Origin of the sequence: Streptomyces sp. URMC 129, from assembly GCF_051386415.1 — a bacterium.
GTDB lineage: Bacteria > Actinomycetota > Actinomycetes > Streptomycetales > Streptomycetaceae > Streptomyces.
The window spans coordinates 14,135-30,910 of the sequence record NZ_JBPQTQ010000074.1 but is presented as its reverse complement, the minus strand read 5'-3'; the positions used below and the strand labels follow the sequence as shown (position 1 = coordinate 30,910).

15 protein-coding genes, 1 tRNA gene and 1 pseudogene are annotated in these 16,776 nt (G+C 73.4%); 8 read left to right on the top strand and 9 right to left on the bottom strand.

All coding sequences use genetic code 11. From position 1 onward, the window contains the following. Positions 1–289 precede the first annotated feature (289 nt). A complete protein-coding gene (locus ACSNOC_RS16730; protein WP_436748250.1) occupies positions 290–1,366 on the top strand; it encodes a DUF1259 domain-containing protein in 1,077 nt (358 codons plus the stop codon). Between the two features lie 9 nt (positions 1,367–1,375). Here the strand turns inward: ACSNOC_RS16730 and ACSNOC_RS16725 are convergent. From ACSNOC_RS16725 to ACSNOC_RS16695, 7 genes and pseudogenes are all read right to left on the bottom strand, one after another. Beyond that, positions 1,376–1,447 (bottom strand) — tRNA-Cys (locus ACSNOC_RS16725). A gap of 145 nt (positions 1,448–1,592) precedes the next feature. Further along, positions 1,593–2,330: a GntR family transcriptional regulator gene (locus tag ACSNOC_RS16720; protein WP_436748249.1), complete on the bottom strand. Its 738-nt coding sequence runs from the start codon at positions 2,328–2,330 to the stop codon at positions 1,593–1,595. Positions 2,331–2,383: 53 nt separating this feature from the next. After that, complete coding sequence (locus ACSNOC_RS16715; RefSeq protein WP_436748248.1) at positions 2,384–3,409, bottom strand: Gfo/Idh/MocA family protein; 1,026 nt, start codon at positions 3,407–3,409, stop codon at positions 2,384–2,386. A 37-nt stretch (positions 3,410–3,446) separates the two neighbouring features. Further along, entirely contained in the window at positions 3,447–4,346 is a 900-nt protein-coding gene (locus ACSNOC_RS16710) for a sugar phosphate isomerase/epimerase family protein (RefSeq protein WP_436748247.1), read from the bottom strand. After that, complete coding sequence (locus ACSNOC_RS16705) at positions 4,333–5,169, bottom strand: ATP-binding cassette domain-containing protein (RefSeq protein WP_436748246.1); 837 nt, start codon at positions 5,167–5,169, stop codon at positions 4,333–4,335. The genes ACSNOC_RS16710 and ACSNOC_RS16705 overlap by 14 nt, the downstream gene beginning before the upstream one ends. After that, on the bottom strand, positions 5,166–6,209 hold the full coding sequence (locus tag ACSNOC_RS16700) for an ABC transporter permease (RefSeq protein ID WP_436748245.1): 1,044 nt from the start codon (positions 6,207–6,209) through the stop codon (positions 5,166–5,168). The genes ACSNOC_RS16705 and ACSNOC_RS16700 overlap by 4 nt, the downstream gene beginning before the upstream one ends. 8 nt (positions 6,210–6,217) lie before the next feature. Further along, positions 6,218–7,239 (bottom strand): annotated as a pseudogene (locus ACSNOC_RS16695) (substrate-binding domain-containing protein). A gap of 180 nt (positions 7,240–7,419) precedes the next feature. Between ACSNOC_RS16695 and iolC the strand changes: the two are divergent. The 6 genes from iolC (at position 7,420) to ACSNOC_RS16665 (ending at position 14,173) form a co-directional block, all read left to right on the top strand. Then, positions 7,420–8,427 (top strand): 5-dehydro-2-deoxygluconokinase, encoded by a 1,008-nt coding sequence (iolC, locus tag ACSNOC_RS16690; RefSeq protein WP_436748244.1) that lies wholly within the window; start codon positions 7,420–7,422, stop codon positions 8,425–8,427. A gap of 10 nt (positions 8,428–8,437) precedes the next feature. Continuing rightward, positions 8,438–9,316, top strand: a complete 879-nt coding sequence (locus ACSNOC_RS16685; protein WP_436748243.1) for a Cgl0159 family (beta/alpha)8-fold protein — start codon at positions 8,438–8,440, stop codon at positions 9,314–9,316. A 34-nt stretch (positions 9,317–9,350) separates the two neighbouring features. Continuing rightward, positions 9,351–10,334, top strand: a complete 984-nt coding sequence (gene iolB, locus ACSNOC_RS16680) for a 5-deoxy-glucuronate isomerase (protein ID WP_436748242.1) — start codon at positions 9,351–9,353, stop codon at positions 10,332–10,334. Continuing rightward, on the top strand, positions 10,331–12,235 hold the full coding sequence (gene iolD, locus ACSNOC_RS16675) for a 3D-(3,5/4)-trihydroxycyclohexane-1,2-dione acylhydrolase (decyclizing) (RefSeq protein ID WP_436748241.1): 1,905 nt from the start codon (positions 10,331–10,333) through the stop codon (positions 12,233–12,235). Before iolB ends, iolD begins: the two co-directional genes overlap by 4 nt. Before the next feature lie 32 nt (positions 12,236–12,267). Further along, a complete protein-coding gene (locus tag ACSNOC_RS16670) occupies positions 12,268–13,785 on the top strand; it encodes a CoA-acylating methylmalonate-semialdehyde dehydrogenase (RefSeq protein ID WP_436748240.1) in 1,518 nt (505 codons plus the stop codon). A gap of 187 nt (positions 13,786–13,972) precedes the next feature. Next, positions 13,973–14,173, top strand: a complete 201-nt coding sequence (locus ACSNOC_RS16665) for a MerR family transcriptional regulator (RefSeq protein WP_436748239.1) — start codon at positions 13,973–13,975, stop codon at positions 14,171–14,173. On the opposite strand, the gene ACSNOC_RS16660 is transcribed toward ACSNOC_RS16665, so the two are convergent. Then, the gene (locus ACSNOC_RS16660; protein ID WP_436748238.1) at positions 14,133–14,735 is read right to left on the bottom strand and encodes a DedA family protein; all 603 of its coding nucleotides are present in this window, start codon (positions 14,733–14,735) and stop codon (positions 14,133–14,135) included. The genes ACSNOC_RS16665 and ACSNOC_RS16660 overlap by 41 nt on opposite strands. Positions 14,736–14,987: 252 nt before the next feature. Between ACSNOC_RS16660 and ACSNOC_RS16655 the strand changes: the two genes are divergently transcribed. After that, on the top strand, positions 14,988–15,200 hold the full coding sequence (locus ACSNOC_RS16655) for a heavy-metal-associated domain-containing protein (RefSeq protein ID WP_436748237.1): 213 nt from the start codon (positions 14,988–14,990) through the stop codon (positions 15,198–15,200). A 242-nt stretch (positions 15,201–15,442) separates the two neighbouring features. Here ACSNOC_RS16655 and ACSNOC_RS16650 read toward each other — a convergent pair whose 3' ends face one another. Further along, positions 15,443–16,768, bottom strand: a complete 1,326-nt coding sequence (locus ACSNOC_RS16650; RefSeq protein WP_436748236.1) for a citrate synthase — start codon at positions 16,766–16,768, stop codon at positions 15,443–15,445. Positions 16,769–16,776 lie beyond the last annotated feature (8 nt).

The following is a 16,776-nucleotide window of genomic DNA, read 5'->3' as shown; positions in this document are numbered from 1 at the left end:
GGGAAGGGGGGTTCGGGGTGATCCGTCACGACTGCTGCCGGCAGGCTCACCGATCGGGGCGAGTGGCGAGGACGGCAGCATCGTTTTTTCATGACGTGGAAGAAGTCATCCCACTCAGGAGGGGCCGCCCGGGCGACGCCCGGTGACGCGGAATTTCCCACGCAGGCGCGCTGACACGGCACGACGGGTGCCCGACGCACGGATTCCCGCTGCCCGCACGCGCCACCTTCAAACCTTCGGCATCGACGTCACGCCACATTCATTCGCAATACTGAGGGGAATTGCAGAAATGAGCACAGGCAGCAGAGGGCAGGAATCCGTCACCGACGCCGCCGCCGACACCGGCAGCGCCACCGCCACCGCCACCGCCACCGCCACACCCCGCCGCCGCCTTCTCCGCGCCGCCGCGCTGACCCCGGTGCTGGCCGGGACCGTCGCGGGCACGGGCATCGGCGCGAGCGCGGGCGTCGCCTATGCCGGCGAGGAGCACGACCCGCAGGATCCGCACCCGCCGGGCGACATGATCGAGCCGGTGGTGACCACCCCCGAGGACTGGGAGGACGTGCAGCGGGTCCTCGGGCGGCCCGGTGACCTGCGGCGGGACATGCTCTGGCACACCGCCTTCCTGCGGGACGACCTCGACGTGGTCTCGCGCGGCATCCCGATCTCCTCGTCGCTGGCGCTGGGCACCCACGTGTCGTTCGTCCGGTACGCCGACGGCAGCACGATGCTGATGGGCGACCTGGTCGTCCTGGAGGAGGAACTCAGCGCGGTCACCGACGCGTTGCGCCGGCACGGGCTGTCGCAGACCGCGATCCACGGGCACCTGTACACGCACGACCCCGCGGTGCTGTGGACCCACGTCCACGCCCACGGGAACGACCCGCTCCAAATGGCGCGCGGCCTGCGCGCCGCCATCGACAAGACCGAGACCCCGCCGCCCAGCACGCCGCAGCGTCCACCGCTCAACATCGACACCGAGCGCATGAACGCCGCGATGGGCATGGAGGGCGTGCAGGACCAGACGGTCTACAAGTACACCTTCATCCGGCGCGAGACGGTGACCGAGAGCCACCTGATCCTCCCGCCCGGCCTCGGGTCCACCACTGCCCTCATCTTCCAGCCGGTGGGCGGCGGCAAGGCCGTGCTCAGCGGCGACCTGGCGCTGATCGCCGACGAGGTGGGCGACGCGATGGCGGAACTGCGCCGCGGCGGGATCGACGTGATGCACCTGCACAACCACGGTCTGCGGGACGAGCCGCGGCTGTTCTTCTTCCACATATGGGCCGTGGGCGACCCGGTGCGGATCTGCCGCGGCCTGCGCCGGGCGGTCGACAAGACCAACGTCGAGCCGGGCGGTCACTGACGTGCCGGGAGGCCGTGGCGGGAATCGAACCCACGTAACTCGCTTTGCAGGCGAGCCCCTGAACCACTCGGGCACACGGCCGTGCGCTGTCGCGTGAGCACGACTCTGCCGCCCGGCCTCCCGGTGGTCAACCGAACCCGGTGAAGTGCAACAAGACCGCCAAGCCCCGTTCGCGGGGGTTCATGAAAGGGGGGAAGGAAGGGGCGGGACAGGGGGGAAGGGTCCGCTAGGGGCGGACGAGGAGCTGGAGCTCGAACGTATAGCGCGAGGCCCGGTAGAGATGCGACCCGTACTCGACCGCGCGCCCCGTGTCGTCGAACGCGGTGCGCTGCATGCTCAGCAGCGGCGCACCCTTCGGCTCGGCCAGCAGCTCGGCTTCCTCCGCGGTGGCCGCGCGGGCGCCGATCGACTGGCGGGCGCTGTGCAGGGTGGTGCCGGAGGCGCGCATCAGCCGGTACAGCCCGGTGGCCTCCAGATCGGCGGCCGTCGGCTCCAGCGTCCGCGGCGGCAGGAAGTTCCGCAGGTGGGCGATGGGATCGTTGTGCGTGAGGCGGAGCCGCTCGATGCGGTGCACCTCCGCGCCCTCCGGAATACCGAGGGCGGCGGCCACCTCGGCGGGGGCCGGGACGACCGAGCAGTCCAGGACCCGGGTGCTGGGCCGCTGCCCGGCGGCCTCCAAGTCCTCGTACAGGCTGCTCAGTTCGAGCGGGCGCCGGACGTGGCTGTGCACGACCTGCGTGCCCACGCCCCGGCGGCGCACCAACAGCCCCTTGTCGACCAGCGCCTGGATGGCCTGACGGACCGTCGGGCGGGACAGGCCCAGCCGCCCGGCCAGTTCTATCTCGTTCCCCAGGAGGGTGCCGGGGAGCAACTTGCCGTGCTCGATGGCCTCTTCGAGCTGCTGGGACAACTGGAAGTACAGCGGCACCGGGCTGGTGCGGTCGATGCGAAACGCCACATCCACCGGGTCCTCCTTCCCACGTTCCGGAGCCTACCGCCAGGGAGTCACCCGCACGGTCAGGAAGGGAACGCGGGCCGATCGATCATCCGGACCGGCACCCTGCGGCCCGTGCGCTGCGCCTCGATCCCGGCCTCGCAGACGGCGGCGACGGCGTAACCGTCCCACGTGCCGGGCCCGGTGACGTGGCCGCGCCGCGTCGCGTCCACCCACGCCTGCACCTCGCGGTCGTAGGCGGCGGCGAACCGGGCGAGGAAGTCGGGCGCGATCGCGCCGCCCCACCGCCCGGCCGTGCTGGTCATCAGGCCGTGCGCCTCCCCGATCCGCGCGGTGCCGCGCTCGCAGACCGCCTCGGTCTGCACCTGGTACCCGAAGCCGCTGTTGACGAAGATCTCCACGTCCACGATCGCGCCCCCGTCGGTCTCGAAGACGACGAACTGCGGGTCCGACAGACCGGCCGGGGCGTGCCCGCTCGGCGCCGGGCGCAGCACCCGCACCGCCGTGATCTCCTGGCCGAGCAGCCAGCGCGCCGCGTCGAACTCGTGCGAGACCGAGTCGTTGATCAGCATCTCGTCCGTGAAGTACCGGTGCACGGACACGTTGCGGTGGCGGCAGTGCAGCATCAGCGGGCGGCCCAGCTCGCCGCTGTCCAGCAGCGCCTTGAGCTGGAGGTACTCGGCGTCGTACCGCCGCATGTAGCCGACCTGTATCCGGCGGTGTCCCAGGCGGAGTTCGGCCTCCAGCACGCGCAGCGCGCTCTCGCTGCCGGTGGTCATCGGCTTCTCGCACAGCACCGGCAGATCGCGGGCGAGGGCGGCGAGCAGCGTCTCCTCGTGGGCCGGTCCCGGGGAGGCGATCAGGACGGCGTCGACGCCGGGCGCCGCCATGGCCTCGGCCGGGTCGGCGTAGGCGCCGCAGCCGTGGATCCCGGCGGCCATGTCCTTGGCGCGTCCCTCGTCGATGTCCGCGACGGCGGCCACCCGGGCGCCGCTGATCACCTCGTCGATGCGGCGCACGTGGTCCGCGCCCATCATCCCGGTGCCGATCACGGCCACGCCGAGCGGCGGCCTGGCGTCGTTCGTCATGCGGAGGCTCCTCACCTCGTCGGGGTCGTCGGGCGGATCACGCGCCGCACCGGGCCAGGTAGCGGCGGGTGCGGCGGGCGATGGGCAGCGGCCGGTCCGGCGGGCACGGGTACATGTCCTGTTCCACGATGGCGAAGAGGTCGACGCCCAGCTCCTGCGCGGCGGCCAGGACGGGCGGCAGCGCCGGGACCCCGGCCGGCGGCTCGGTCATCACGCCGCGCCGCACGGCCGGGCCGAACGGGAGCCGCCGCTCGGCCACGTCGGCCAGGACGCCGGGGTCCACCTGCTTCAGGTGCAGGTAGCCGATGCGCTCGCCGTAGGTCTCGATGAGCCGGACGCTGTCCCCGCCGCAGTAGGCGTAGTGCCCGGTGTCCAGGCACAGGGCGACGGCGTCCGGGTCGGTGGCGTCGAGGAAACGGGTCACGCTCTCCTCGTCGTCGATGTGGGTGTCGGCGTGCGGGTGGACGACGACCCGCAGGCCGAACTCCTCGCGCACCCGCCGCCCCAGCCGTTCCATGCCCGCCGCCAGCTCCGCGAACCCCGCGGCGCTCAGCCGCTCCGCGTCGGTGCGCTCACCGGTCAGCGGATCGCGCCAGAACTCGGGGATCACCACCAGGTGCGCGGCGCCCAGCGCCCGTGTCAGCGCGGCGACCCGGGCGACCTGCGCCCAGGTGGCGTCCCAGACGGCGGGGCCGCGGTGCAGGGCGGTGAAGACCGTGCCGGCGGACAGGCACAGGTCGCGGCGGGCGAGTTCGTCACCGAGCCGGGCGGGGTCGGTCGGCAGATAGCCGTAGGGGCCCAGCTCGATCCACGGGTACCCGGCGTCCGCCACCTCGTCCAGGAACCGGTCCCAGGGCACCTGCGCCGGGTCGTCCGCGAACCACACGCCCCACGAGTCGGGTGCCGAGCCGACCCGGATCCGGTCAAGAATCGTCACCGTCGTCCTCCACCGCTCCGCCCGCGCCCGCCTCCGCGTCCGCGCCCCGGGCCAGCTCGTGCCGCAGCGCCGCCAGTTCGGCGCCGCCCGCCATCCGCGTGATCAGCTCCTCCAGCGTCACGTCGCCGCGCGCCGCGCTCAACTCGACGGCGCCCAGCCGCAGGACGGTGAAGTGGTCGCCCACCAGGAAGGCGTGGTGCGGATTGTGGGTGATGAAGACGACGCCCAGGCCACGCTCCCGCGCCGCGGCGATGTACTTCAGCACCACACCGGACTGCTTGACGCCCAGCGCGGCCGTGGGCTCGTCCAGCACCAGCACCCGGGCCCCGAAGTGCACGGCGCGGGCGATGGCGACGGACTGCCGCTGGCCGCCGGAGAGCGAGCCGACCGGCTGGTCCAGATCGTCGAGCACGATGCCCATGCCGCGCAGTTCGGCGTCGGCGACCCGCTTCATGCGGGCGATGTCCAGCCACCGGAACGGCCCGAACCCGCGCGTGAGTTCGGAGCCGAGGAAGAAGTTCCGCCAGACCGACATCAGCGGCACGGTGGCCAGGTCCTGGTGGACGGCGGCGATGCCCCGGGCCAGCGCGGCGCGCGGCCCCGGCAGCCGGACCGGCTCGCCGTCGATGCGGAACTCGCCCTCGTCGGGCCGGTGCAGCCCGGTGACGATCTTGATGAGGGTGGACTTGCCCGCGCCGTTGTCCCCGAGCACGCACGTCACCTCGCCCGCCCGCACGGCGAGATCGACGCCGCGCAGCGCCCGCACGGCACCGTAGCTCTTGCCGACGCCGGTCAGCTCCACCAGCGGGGACCAGGTGTTCACGCCCGCCTCACCCCCGCGGTGCGCCGCCCGGCCGTGGCCTGCCTGCGGACCCAGAGGTTGAGCAGCGTGGCGAGCAGCAGCACCGCGCCGAGGAAGAACATGAACCAGTCGGGGTCCCAGTCGGCGTAGACGATGCCCTGGGAGACCATCCCGAACAGGAACGCGCCCACCACCGGCCCGGGGACCGAGCCGTAGCCGCCGGTCAGCAGGCAGCCGCCGATGACGGCCGCCGCGATGTACAGCAGTTCGTTGCCGACGCCGCCGCCCGACTGGACGGTGTTGAACGCGAAGAGCTGGTGCATCCCGACGAACCACGCCGTGAAGCCGACGAGCATGAAGAGGCTGATCTTGACGAACGCGACCGGCACCCCGACCGCCCGCGCGCTCTCCTGCCCGCCGCCGACGGCGAAGATCCAGTTGCCGTACGTGGTGCGCAGCAGCACCCAGGTGGCCAGGCAGGCGAAGCCGAGCCACCACAGCACGGTGATCCGGACGTCGGTGCCGCCGACCGTGAGCGTGGCGGAGAAGACGCTCCGCGCCTGGTCGAAACCCTCCATGTCGCTGATGGAGTCGGTGGCCACGGTGCCCGTGATCGCCTTGGTGAGCGCCAGGTTCAGCCCCTGGAGCATCAGGAACGTGCCCAGCGTGACGAGGAAGCTGGGCAGCCGGGTCAGCACCAGCATCAGCCCGTTGAACGCGCCGACGGCCAGCGAGAGGACGAGCGCGACCAGCACCCCGGTCCAGACGTTGAGGGTGAGCTGGAAGGCGACCATGCTCGCGGTCAGGGCCGAGGAGACGACGGCGACGCCCGCCGACAGGTCGAACTCGCCGCCGATCATCAGCAGCGCCACCGACAGGCCCATGATGCCGAGCGTGGAGGACTGGTAGAGCACGGTGGACAGCGAGTCGAGCTGCCGGAAGGTCGGGGCGACGGCCCAGAAGAGCAGGTAGACCGCCAGCGCGCCGATGAGCACGCCCGTCTCGGGGCGGGCCAGCGCGCGGCGCGACCGGGCGGCCAGGGCGGTGGCGGCGGACGGCACGGCGCGGGTCACCTCGTCCCGTTCCGGGCGAACGCGGCGATCTCCGCGATGTTCTCCGCGTCCACGAACGCCGGTCCGGTCAGCACGGGTTCGGCGCCGCCGCCGCTGACGTTGCCGTTGTGGTGGAAGAGCCACAGCGCGTCGACCGCCAGATAGCCCTGGAGGTACGGCTGCTGGTCGACGGCGAACTCGATGTCCCCGTCCTCGATCGCCGTCACCAGCTCCGGGTTGAGGTCGAACGTGGCGATCCGCGCGTCGTCGCCCGCGTCGTCCACCGAGCCCACGGCGGCCAGCCCGACGGGGGCGGTCAGGGAGACCACGTAGTCGATCGAGGACTCCTGCCGCAGCTTGGCCTCGATGGTGGAGCGCACCGACGGCAGGTCGGTGCCGTCGACGTAGAGGATCTCGCTCTCGCCCGCGAACGTCGCGGCGACCCCGGCGCAGCGCGCCTCCTGGTCGACGTGGCCCTGTTCGTGGATGACGCACAGGGCTGCTCCGCGCCGGCCTCGTTGAGCCGCTCCCCGAACGCCTCGCCCGTCAGCCGCTCGTCCTGGCCGAAGTAGGAGAGCAGGCCCAGCTCGCGCCACGCGTCCATACCGGAGTTGAGGCCGACGACGGGGATGCCCGCGTCCTCGGCGCGCCGGACGGCGTCGGCCAGGCCCTCGGGGTTGGCCAGGGTCACGGCTATGCCGTCGACGTCCTGGTCGATGGCGTTCTGTATCAGGCTCGCCTGCCCGGAGACCTCCGGGTCGCTCGCGTAGACCAGCTCGGCGTTGCTCTTCTGCGCCGCGTCCTCGGCGCCCTCGCGGACGATGTCCCAGAAGGTGTCGCCGGGTGCTCCGTGGGTGATCAGCGCGACCTTGATCCGCGGGGTGTCGGCCCGGCCCAGGGCGTCCGCGGCGGCCTCCTCCGCGGCCTCGCGGGCGCGCCGGCCGCCGGTGTCGCTGGTGCACCCGGCCAGCAGCAGCGCGCAGGCGGCGAGGGCCACCACCGCTCTCGGCCGCGCCGCCGGGACTCTGTAGACGTTCATCGTCCGGAACCTCACCTCCCGGACGATACTGCCCAGCACAAGCCCTATTGTCCATATGTCAGGACAAATGATTGACAGGGGCCCGGCATCCGACTGCATGATGGGGGCGATGTGCCGCCGCCCATCCGCCGAAAGGGCACCGCCGTGGCCGGACCAGCCGGACCGTTCGACGTCATCACCATGGGACGCATCGGAGTGGACATCTACCCGCTGCAGACCGGCGTACCGCTCCCGGACGTCGAGACCTTCGGGAAATTCCTCGGCGGTTCCCCCACGAATGTGGCCGTCGCCGCCGCCCGCCTCGGCCGCTCCGCCGCCGTCATCACCCGCACCGGCCGCGATCCGTTCGGCGACTACTGCCACCGCGCGCTGCGGGAGTTCGGCGTGGACGACCGCTGGGTGACCGACGTGCCCGGCCATCCGACGCCCGTCACGTTCTGCGAGATCTTCCCGCCCGACGACTTCCCGCTCTACTTCTACCGCCAGCCCCAGGCCCCCGACCTGATCATCCATCCGCACGAGCTGGACCTGGCGGCGGTGGCCGCCGCCCGCGTCTTCTGGGTGACCGGCACCGGGCTGTGCGCCGAGCCCAGCCGCACCGCGACCCTCACCGCCCTCGCCGCCCGCCGCGCGGCGGCCGGTCCCGGCCAGGTCGCCACCGTCCTCGACCTCGACTGGCGACCGGTGTTCTGGCCCGACGGCGACCCCGAGCAGGCCCGCCCCCACTACCGCGCGGCCCTGGCCCACGCCACCGTCGCCGTCGGCAACCTCGCGGAGTGCGGGGTCGCCACCGGCGAACGCGAGCCGCGCGCCTGCGCCGAGGCCCTGCTGGACGCGGGCGTGGCGCTGGCCGTCGTCAAGCGCGGGCCGGACGGCGTGCTGGCCATGGACCGCGACGGCACCGTGACCGAGGCCCCGGCGCACCCCGTCGAGGTCGTCAACGGGCTCGGCGCGGGCGACGCCTTCGGCGGCGCGCTCTGCCACGGCCTGCTGGCGGGCTGGGCCCCGCGGGCGCTGACGCGCTACGCCAACGCGGCCGGCGCGATCGTCGCCGGGCGGCTCGCCTGCTCGGCCGCCATGCCCTACGCCGCCGAGGTCGACACCCTCCTCGCCGCCGCCACCGGCACCGCCCCGCCCGGCGGATCCGCCACCGGCTCCGCCCCGCACCCCGACACCACCCCCCAGTGAGGAGAGGTCCTTGACCCTCAGCGTCTCCGAGATCGCCACGGTGCGCGCCCGGCATCCCGAGGCCGTCGCCGAGGCCGCCGCCCGCCGGCGGCGCCGCCCGTTCCTGGGCGAGCGCGGCCGGCTGATGATCGTCGCCGCCGACCACCCGGCGCGCGGCGTGCTCGGCGCCGGGGACCGCTCGCTCGCCATGGCCAACCGCGCCGACCTGCTGGAACGGCTGCGGCTCGCCCTCTCCCGCCCCGGCGTCGACGGGGTCCTCGCCACCGCCGACATCCTGGACGACCTGCTGCTGCTCGGCGCCCTCGACCACAGGCTCGCCATCGGCTCGATGAACCGCGGCGGCCTGGCCGGCGCCGCGTTCGAGCTCGACGACCGCTTCACCGGCCACCGCGCCGAGACCCTGCGGCGCCTCGGCTTCGACGCCGGGAAGCTGCTGCTGCGCATCGACTACACCGACCCCGGCTCGCTCGCCACCCTGCACGCCACCGCGCGCGCCATCGACGAGATGGCCGAACGACACCTGCCCGTCTTCGTGGAGCCTTTCCTCTGCCACCGGGTGGGCGGCAAAGTGAGCGTCGACCTGAGCGCCGAGGCGGTCGCCACGTCCATCGCCATCGCCTCCGGTCTCGGCGGCACCTCGGCCTACACCTGGCTGAAGGTGCCGGTCACCGCGGACGCCGAGGAGATGGGACGCGTCATGGAGACCTCCACACTGCCCGCCGTGCTGCTCGGCGGCGACACCGGCCCCGACCAGGACACCACGTACGAGCGGTGGCGCGCGGCGCTGCGCCTGCCCACCGTGCACGGCCTGATCGCGGGCCGCTCGCTGCTCTACCCGGCCGACGACGACGTCGCCCGCGCCGTGGACACCGCCGTCGGACTCCTGTGAGACCGGAAACCCCCGCGAGAGGCGGAAGCCGCCCATGACGAGAACCCCCACCGGGCCCAGCGCCCACTCCCGGTACCACCTCCCGGCGGGCTCGGCCGCCGCCGGCCCGTACGCCCTGGCCGTCTCCCCCGAGCGCGCCGGCTGGGGCTTCTCCTCGCTGCGCGTGCTGCCGCTCGCCCCCGGCGCCGCCCACACCTTCCGCACCGACGACAGCGAGTGGATCGTGCTGCCGCTGCGCGGGAGCTGCACGGTGACCGTCACCGACGGCGACCGGGACGGCGGGGAGACGTTCACCCTGCGCGGGCGGGCCGACGTCTTCTCCGGCGTCAGCGACTTCGCCTACGCGCCGCGCGACGCCGAGGTGACCGTGGCCTCCGCCGGGGGCGGCCGGTTCGCGCTCACCGGCGCCCGCTGTGCCAACCGGCTGCCCGCCCGCTACGGCCCGGCCGGGGCCGTCCCGGTCGAGTTGCGCGGCGCGGGCCACTGCACCCGCCAGGTCCACAACTTCGCGGCGGCGGACGTCTTCGAGGCCGACCGGCTGATCGCGGTCGAGGTGCTGACCCCCGGCGGGAACTGGTCCTCCTACCCGCCGCACAAGCACGACGAGGCCCGGCCCGGCGAGGAGTCACGACTGGAGGAGATCTACTACTTCGAGATCGCGCGGGCCCCCGGCGGGCGCGCGGCCGAGGGCGTCGGCTACCAGCGCGTGACGCCCTCCGGCCGGGGCGTCGGCGCCGACCTGCTCGCCGAGGTCCGCACCGGCGACGCGGTGCTGATCCCCGACGGCTGGCACGGCCCGTCCATGGCCGCGCCCGGCCACGACATGTACTACCTCAACGTCATGGCCGGTCCCGGCGACGAGCGCCAGTGGCTCATCAGCGACCACCCCGACCACGCCTGGATCAGGGACACCTGGGCCGGCGAGCCGCCCGACCCCCGGCTGCCGCTCACCGGCCCGGCGCGTCCGGCACGTCCGGCACGTCCGGCACCGGTCGAGCCCCCGGAGGACCGCCCATGACCGCCACCGCCCCCACCCCCGGCCCGGTCCGGCTCACCGTCGCCCAGGCGCTGATCCGCTTCCTGGCCAACCAGTACACCGAGCGCGACGGCGTGCGGCACCGCCTGATCGACTCCTGCTGGGGCATCTTCGGCCACGGCAACGTCGCCGGGATCGGCCAGGCGCTGGTCGAACTCGGCCAGGGCCCCGGCGCCCGGCTCCCCTTCCGCCAGGGCCGCAACGAGCAGGCGATGGCGCACGCCGCCGTCGGCTTCGCCCGCCAGCGCAACCGCCTCTCCGCCCAGGCCGTCACCACCTCCATCGGCCCCGGCGCCACCAACCTCGTCACCGCCGCCGCCCTCGCCACGATCAACCGGCTGCCCGTCCTCCTGCTGCCCGGCGACGCGTTCGCCACCCGCCCGGCCGACCCCGTGCTCCAGCAGCTCGAACACCCGCTGGCCGGCGACATCTCGGTCAACGACGCGCTGCGGCCGGTCAGCCGGTGGTTCGACCGCGTGCACCGCCCCGAGGCGCTGATCCCCGCCGCGCTCGCCGCCGTCCGGGTGCTGGCCGACCCCGTGGAGACCGGCGCGGTCACCCTCGCCCTGCCGCAGGACGTGCAGGCCGAGGCGTACGACTGGCCGGCCGCGTTCCTCGCCGAGCGCGTCTGGCACGTGCCCCGGCCCGCCCCCGACCCCGGCGCGCTCGCCGCCGCCGCGCGGGCCGTCCGGGCCGCCCGCCGCCCGCTGCTGATCGCGGGCGGCGGCGTGCACCACAGCGAGGCCGAGGATGCGCTGCGCGCGCTGGCCGACGCCACCGGCATCCCGGTGGCCTCCACCCAGGCCGGGAAGGGCTCGCTGCGCCACGACCACCCCTGCGACGTGGGCGGCGTCGGCCACACCGGCACCGCCGTGGCCGACGACCTGGCCCGCGCGGCGGACCTGGTGATCGGCGTCGGCACCCGCTGGACGGACTTCACCACCGCCTCCGGCACGCTCTTCGCCGCGCCCGGCGTCCGGTTCGTGAACCTCACGATCTCCCCCGCCGACGCGCACAAACTCGGTGGCCTCGCCCTGGTCGCGGACGCCCGCGCCGGGCTCACCGCCCTCACCGGGGCCCTGGCCGGACACCGCGTCGACGCCGCCTACGCCGCCGAGTTCCGCGCGGGCAAGGCCCGTTGGGAACGGGTGGTGGACGCGGCCCTCACCCCGCGCGACGCGGACGCCCGCCCCACCCAGACCCAGGTGATCGGCGCGCTGGACGCGGTCGTCGGGGACGACGACATCGTGATCAACGCGGCCGGCTCCCTCCCCGGCGACCTGCACAAGCTGTGGCGCGCCCGCTCGCCGCGCCAGTACCACCTGGAGTACGGGTACTCGTGCATGGGCTACGAGATCCCCGCCGCGATCGGCGTGCGGCTGGCCGCGCCCGGCCGCCCGGTGTGGGCGCTGGTCGGGGACGGCACCTACCTGATGATGCCGACCGAGCTGGTCACCGCCGTCCAGGAGGGCGTCGCCGTCAAGCTGGTGCTGATCCAGAACCACGGATACGCCTCCATCGGCGGCCTGTCGGAGGAGACCGGCGCCGAACGCTTCGGCACCGCCTACCGGTTCCGCGCCCCGGACGGCTCCTACACCGGCGACCCGCTCCCCGTCGACCTGGCCGCCAACGCGGCCTCCCTGGGCCTGACGGTGCTCCGCGCCGGGACGTACCGCGAGCTGCGCGCGGCGCTGACCGAGGCGCGCGCCCTCGACCGGCCGGTCTGCGTGCACGTCGAGACCGATACCGCCGCCGGGCCCACCGCGCCGCCCGCGCAGGCGTGGTGGGACGTGCCGGTGGCGGCGACCGCCACCCGCCCGGCGGCGCGCGCGGCCCGCGCGGAGTACGAACGGCGGTCGGCCGCCCGGCGCCGGCACCTGTGAGGACGCGTCCGAAGACCTGGAGGTCACCCGGCATGCAGCCCGAATCCCCGAAGACCATCGGCCACTTCATCGGCAACCGGCACGCCGGGGGCGCCTCCGGCCGGTTCGCCCCGGTCTTCGACCCGGCGACCGGCGCGCGGACCGCGCGCGTCGCGCTGGCCTCGGCCGCCGAGGTCGACCGGGCCGTCGCGGCGGCCGGGGAGGCGGCGGCGACGTGGCGTTCGGCCTCCCTGGCCCGCCGCGCCGCGCTGCTGTTCCGGTACCGCGAGCTGCTGCGCGCGCACCGCGACGAGCTGGCCGGGCTGATCACCGCCGAGCACGGCAAGGTGCGCCCCGACGCGCTGGGCGAGGTGGCGCGCGGCCTGGAGATCGTCGAACTCGCCTGCGCGGTCCCGGAGAAGCTCAAGGGCGAACTGTCCACCGAGGTCTCCACCGGCGTGGACGTGGCCTCGATCCGGCAGCCGCTGGGCGTGGTCGCGGGGATCACCCCGTTCAACTTCCCCGCCATGGTGCCGCTGTGGATGTTCCCGGTCGCCGTCGCCTGCGGGAACGCGTTCGTCCTCAAGCCCAGCGAGAAGGACCCGTCCGCCGCGCTGCGGCTGGCCGGACTGGCCGCCGAGGCGGGCTTCCCCGACGGCGTCCTCAACGTCGTCAACGGCGACCGGGAGACCGTGGACCACCTCCTCGCCCACCCCGGCGTCGCGGCGGTCAGCTTCGTCGGCTCCACGCCCGTCGCCCGCGCCGTCCACGCCGCCGCCACCCGGCACGGCAAGCGCGTCCAGGCCCTCGGCGGCGCCAAGAACCACATGCTGGTGCTGCCCGACGCCGACCTCGACCTGGCGGCGGACAGCGCGACCGGCGCCGCGTACGGCTCGGCCGGCGAGCGCTGCATGGCCGTCTCGGTGGTGGTCGCGGTGGGCGAGGAGACCGGCGACGCGCTGGTCGCGCGGCTCGCGGAGCGCGCGGCGGCCGTGCGCGTCGGCCCCGGCACCGACCCGGACGCGGAGATGGGCCCGCTGATCACCCGTGAGCACCGCGACCGGGTCGCCTCCTACGTGCACGGCGCGCGCGCCCAGGGCGCCGACGTCGTGGTGGACGGCACCGGGTACACCGTGCCGGGCCACGAGGACGGCTTCTTCCTCGGCGTCTCGCTGCTGGACCGGGTGACGCCGGAGATGGACGCCTACCGCGACGAGATCTTCGGCCCGGTGCTGTGCGTGGTCCGCGCCGGGACGTACGAGGAGGCGGTGTCGCTGATCAACGCCTCGCCCTGGGGCAACGGCGCGGCCGTCTTCACCCGCGACGGCGGCGCGGCGCGGCGCTTCCAGCTGGAGGTGGAGGCCGGGATGGTGGGCGTCAACGTGCCGATCCCGGTGCCCGTCGGCTCCCACTCCTTCGGCGGCTGGAAGGACTCCCTCTTCGGCGACCACCACGTCTACGGCACCGACGGCATCCGCTTCTGCACCCGCGGCAAGGTGATCACCACCCGCTGGCCCGACCCGGCCGGCACGGAGGCGGGCATCGACCTCGGTTTCCCACGGAACCGGTAGCGCACACCTGCCGGGCCGTCACAAAAGGTAAAGGTTCCGCGACAGCCGTCACCATTACGCGCCTTACCCGTCACAGGTGATCAACAGGCCCATGCGGCACCTCCGCCCCGTCGTTCACCGGGCACAGGCTCAGTGATCATCGTCGTCACGCCCGCGTGACAGCGGGTACCCGAGGAGGTGCGAAGAGTTGACGGATCGCGGACTCTGGTCGTACAAGGAGATCGCCGCGCATATCCGCGTGCAGCCGGACACCGTGCGCTCCTACCGCAAGCACGGGCTGCTGCCCCCGCCGGACGTGGTCGAGAACGGGCGGCCGTTCTGGTACCCGGACACCATCAAGCAGTGGGTCAGCCGCCGGCCGGGCCATCGGGGTGGGCGGCGGGACTGAGACCGGCGGGGGGCGGCGCCGTCCGGCCGGCTCTGCTCATGAGCTGGGCGACGCCCGCGACGAGCAGCGAGACGCCGAGGCCGATGAGCAGCGCCGACCAGGTGCTGCCGAGCGCGGAGCCGCCCCAGTAGCCCAGCGCCACGCTGTAGGAGGCCCAGATGACCTCGGCGATACCGGCCCCCAGCAGGTAACGCCCGGGCCGGTAGCGGACGACGGCGGCGGTCAGGCCGCCGACGAGCCGCCCGCTGGGCAGGAAGCGGACGCCGATGACGAACGGCACGCCGTGGCGGTGGATCCGGGCCGCGGTCCAGGCGAGGGCCGCCTTGCGGCGGGCGGCGCCGGAGAGCCACGTCACGACCCGCCGCCCGGCCAGCCGGCCGATGCCGTAGATGGCGGCGTCACCGGCCAGGGCGCTGACGGCGACGACCAGCAGCACGAGCCCGAGGCTGAGTTCACCGGCCTCGGCGAGGGCGCCCGCGGACGCTATCAGCGCCGCGTTGGGCACCAGCGGCGGAGCGGTCGTCAGGGCCAGGAGGACGTACATCCACAGTGCGCCGTCCATGCCGACATCCCCGTTCCGTCCACCCCGGGTCGCCGCCCGGGATCCCCAACCTGTAAGGCAAAGCTGACACGTTGGGACCGGAACGCGAAAGAGCACCCGGCTCATTCCCGGGGCCGCCCCGGGCTCCCCCTAGGGGCACCGCCCCGCCCATCTCCACCCACCGGTAGGCTTATACCCCGGCGGGGTATGAATCCCGCGTGACGGAACACTCCGGAAGAGCCCGGGGGAGAGCAGAGAAACGAGGCAGGTCGCATGAGCACCACGACGTACAAGGTCTCCGGCATGAGCTGCGGCCACTGCGAGGGCGCCGTCACCGCCGAGGTGAAGGGCATCCCCGGCGTCACCGAGGTGACGGCCGTCGCGGCCACCGGCCTGGTCACCGTCACCGCCGAGGCCCCGGTCGACGACGAGGCGGTCCGCGCCGCCGTCGACGAGGCAGGCTACGAGCTGATCGGGCGCGCCTGACAGGCGCCCCGGAAGGGGGGAAACAGACACGGAAAAGCGCCCCGGCGACGGGTCCCCCCACAGGGCCCGGCGCGGGGCGCTTCCTGCCGTCCCGCTCAGAGCGTCCCCCCACGGGACCCCGGCTGGACGACGGCCGGCGTGGATCCAGCCGAATCCGCGCCAACTCTGACCGGTTAGACCCACGGCTCCGGCGAAGGTTGTGCATCCGGTGATGTGACCCGCGTCACATCACCATGCGGTCGCTACCGCTGCTCCACCGGCTTGTAGTCCCGCTCGACGATGCCCGTGTAGACCTGCCGCGGGCGGCCGATGCGGGTGCTCGGGTCGGTGATCATCTCGTGCCACTGGGCGATCCAGCCGGGCAGCCGGCCCAGCGCGAACAGCACGGTGAACATGCTGGTCGGGAAGCCCATGGCCCGGTAGATCAGGCCGGTGTAGAAGTCGACGTTCGGGTAGAGGTTGCGCGAGACGAAGTAGTCGTCGCTGAGCGCGTGCTCCTCCAGCGCCAGGGCGATGTCCAGCAGTTCGTCGGACTTGCCGAGGGCGGAGAGGACGTCGTGCGCCGCCGCCTTGATGATCTTCGCGCGCGGGTCGAAGCTCTTGTAGACGCGGTGCCCGAAGCCCATGAGCCGGACGCCCGACTCCTTGTTCTTGACCTTGCGGATGAAGGCGTCGACGTCGCCGCCGTCCTTCTGGATCTGCTCCAGCATCTCCAGCACGGCCGCGTTGGCGCCGCCGTGGAGGGGGCCCCAGAGGGCGTTGACGCCCGCCGAGATGGAGACGAAGAGGTTCGCCTGGGAGGAGCCGACGATCCGCACGGTGGACGCGGAACAGTTCTGCTCGTGGTCCGCGTGCAGGATGAACAGCTTGTCCAGGGCGTTGGCGACCACCGGGTCCGCCACGTACTCCTCGGCCGGGACCGAGAAGGTCATCCGGAGGAAGTTCTCCACGTAGCCCAGGTCGTTGCGCGGGTAGACCATGGGGTGGCCGATCGCCTTCTTGAAGGCGTAGGCCGCGATCGTGGGGAGCTTGGCGAGCAGGCGGATGGTCGACAGGTGCCGCTGCCGCTCGTCGAACGGGTTGTGGCTGTCCTGGTAGAACGTGGACAGGGCGCTGACCACCGAGGAGAGCATCGCCATCGGGTGGGCGTCCCGGGGGAAGCCGTCGTAGAAGCGCTTGACGTCCTCGTGCAGCAGCGTGTGCTGCGTGATCTCGTTGCGGAAGCTGGCCAGCTCGTCCACGGTGGGAAGCTCACCGTGAATGAGCAGGTAGGCCGTCTCCAGGAACGTGCCGTGCTCCGCGAGCTGCTCGATCGGGTACCCCCGGTAGCGGAGGATGCCTTTCTCCCCGTCGAGGTACGTGATGGCCGATTTGCAGGCCGCCGTGTTGCCGTAACCGGAGTCCAGGGTCACCAGACCGGTCTGGGCACGCAGCTTGCCGATGTCGAAGCCGCGGTCCCCGACCGTGCTCTCCACCAGCGGGTAGCGGTACTCCTCGTCTCCGTACCGCACTACTACTGCATTGTCTGCATTGTCGCCGTAGCGGTTTTCGCTCACGTCATCCCTCACCGACGTTG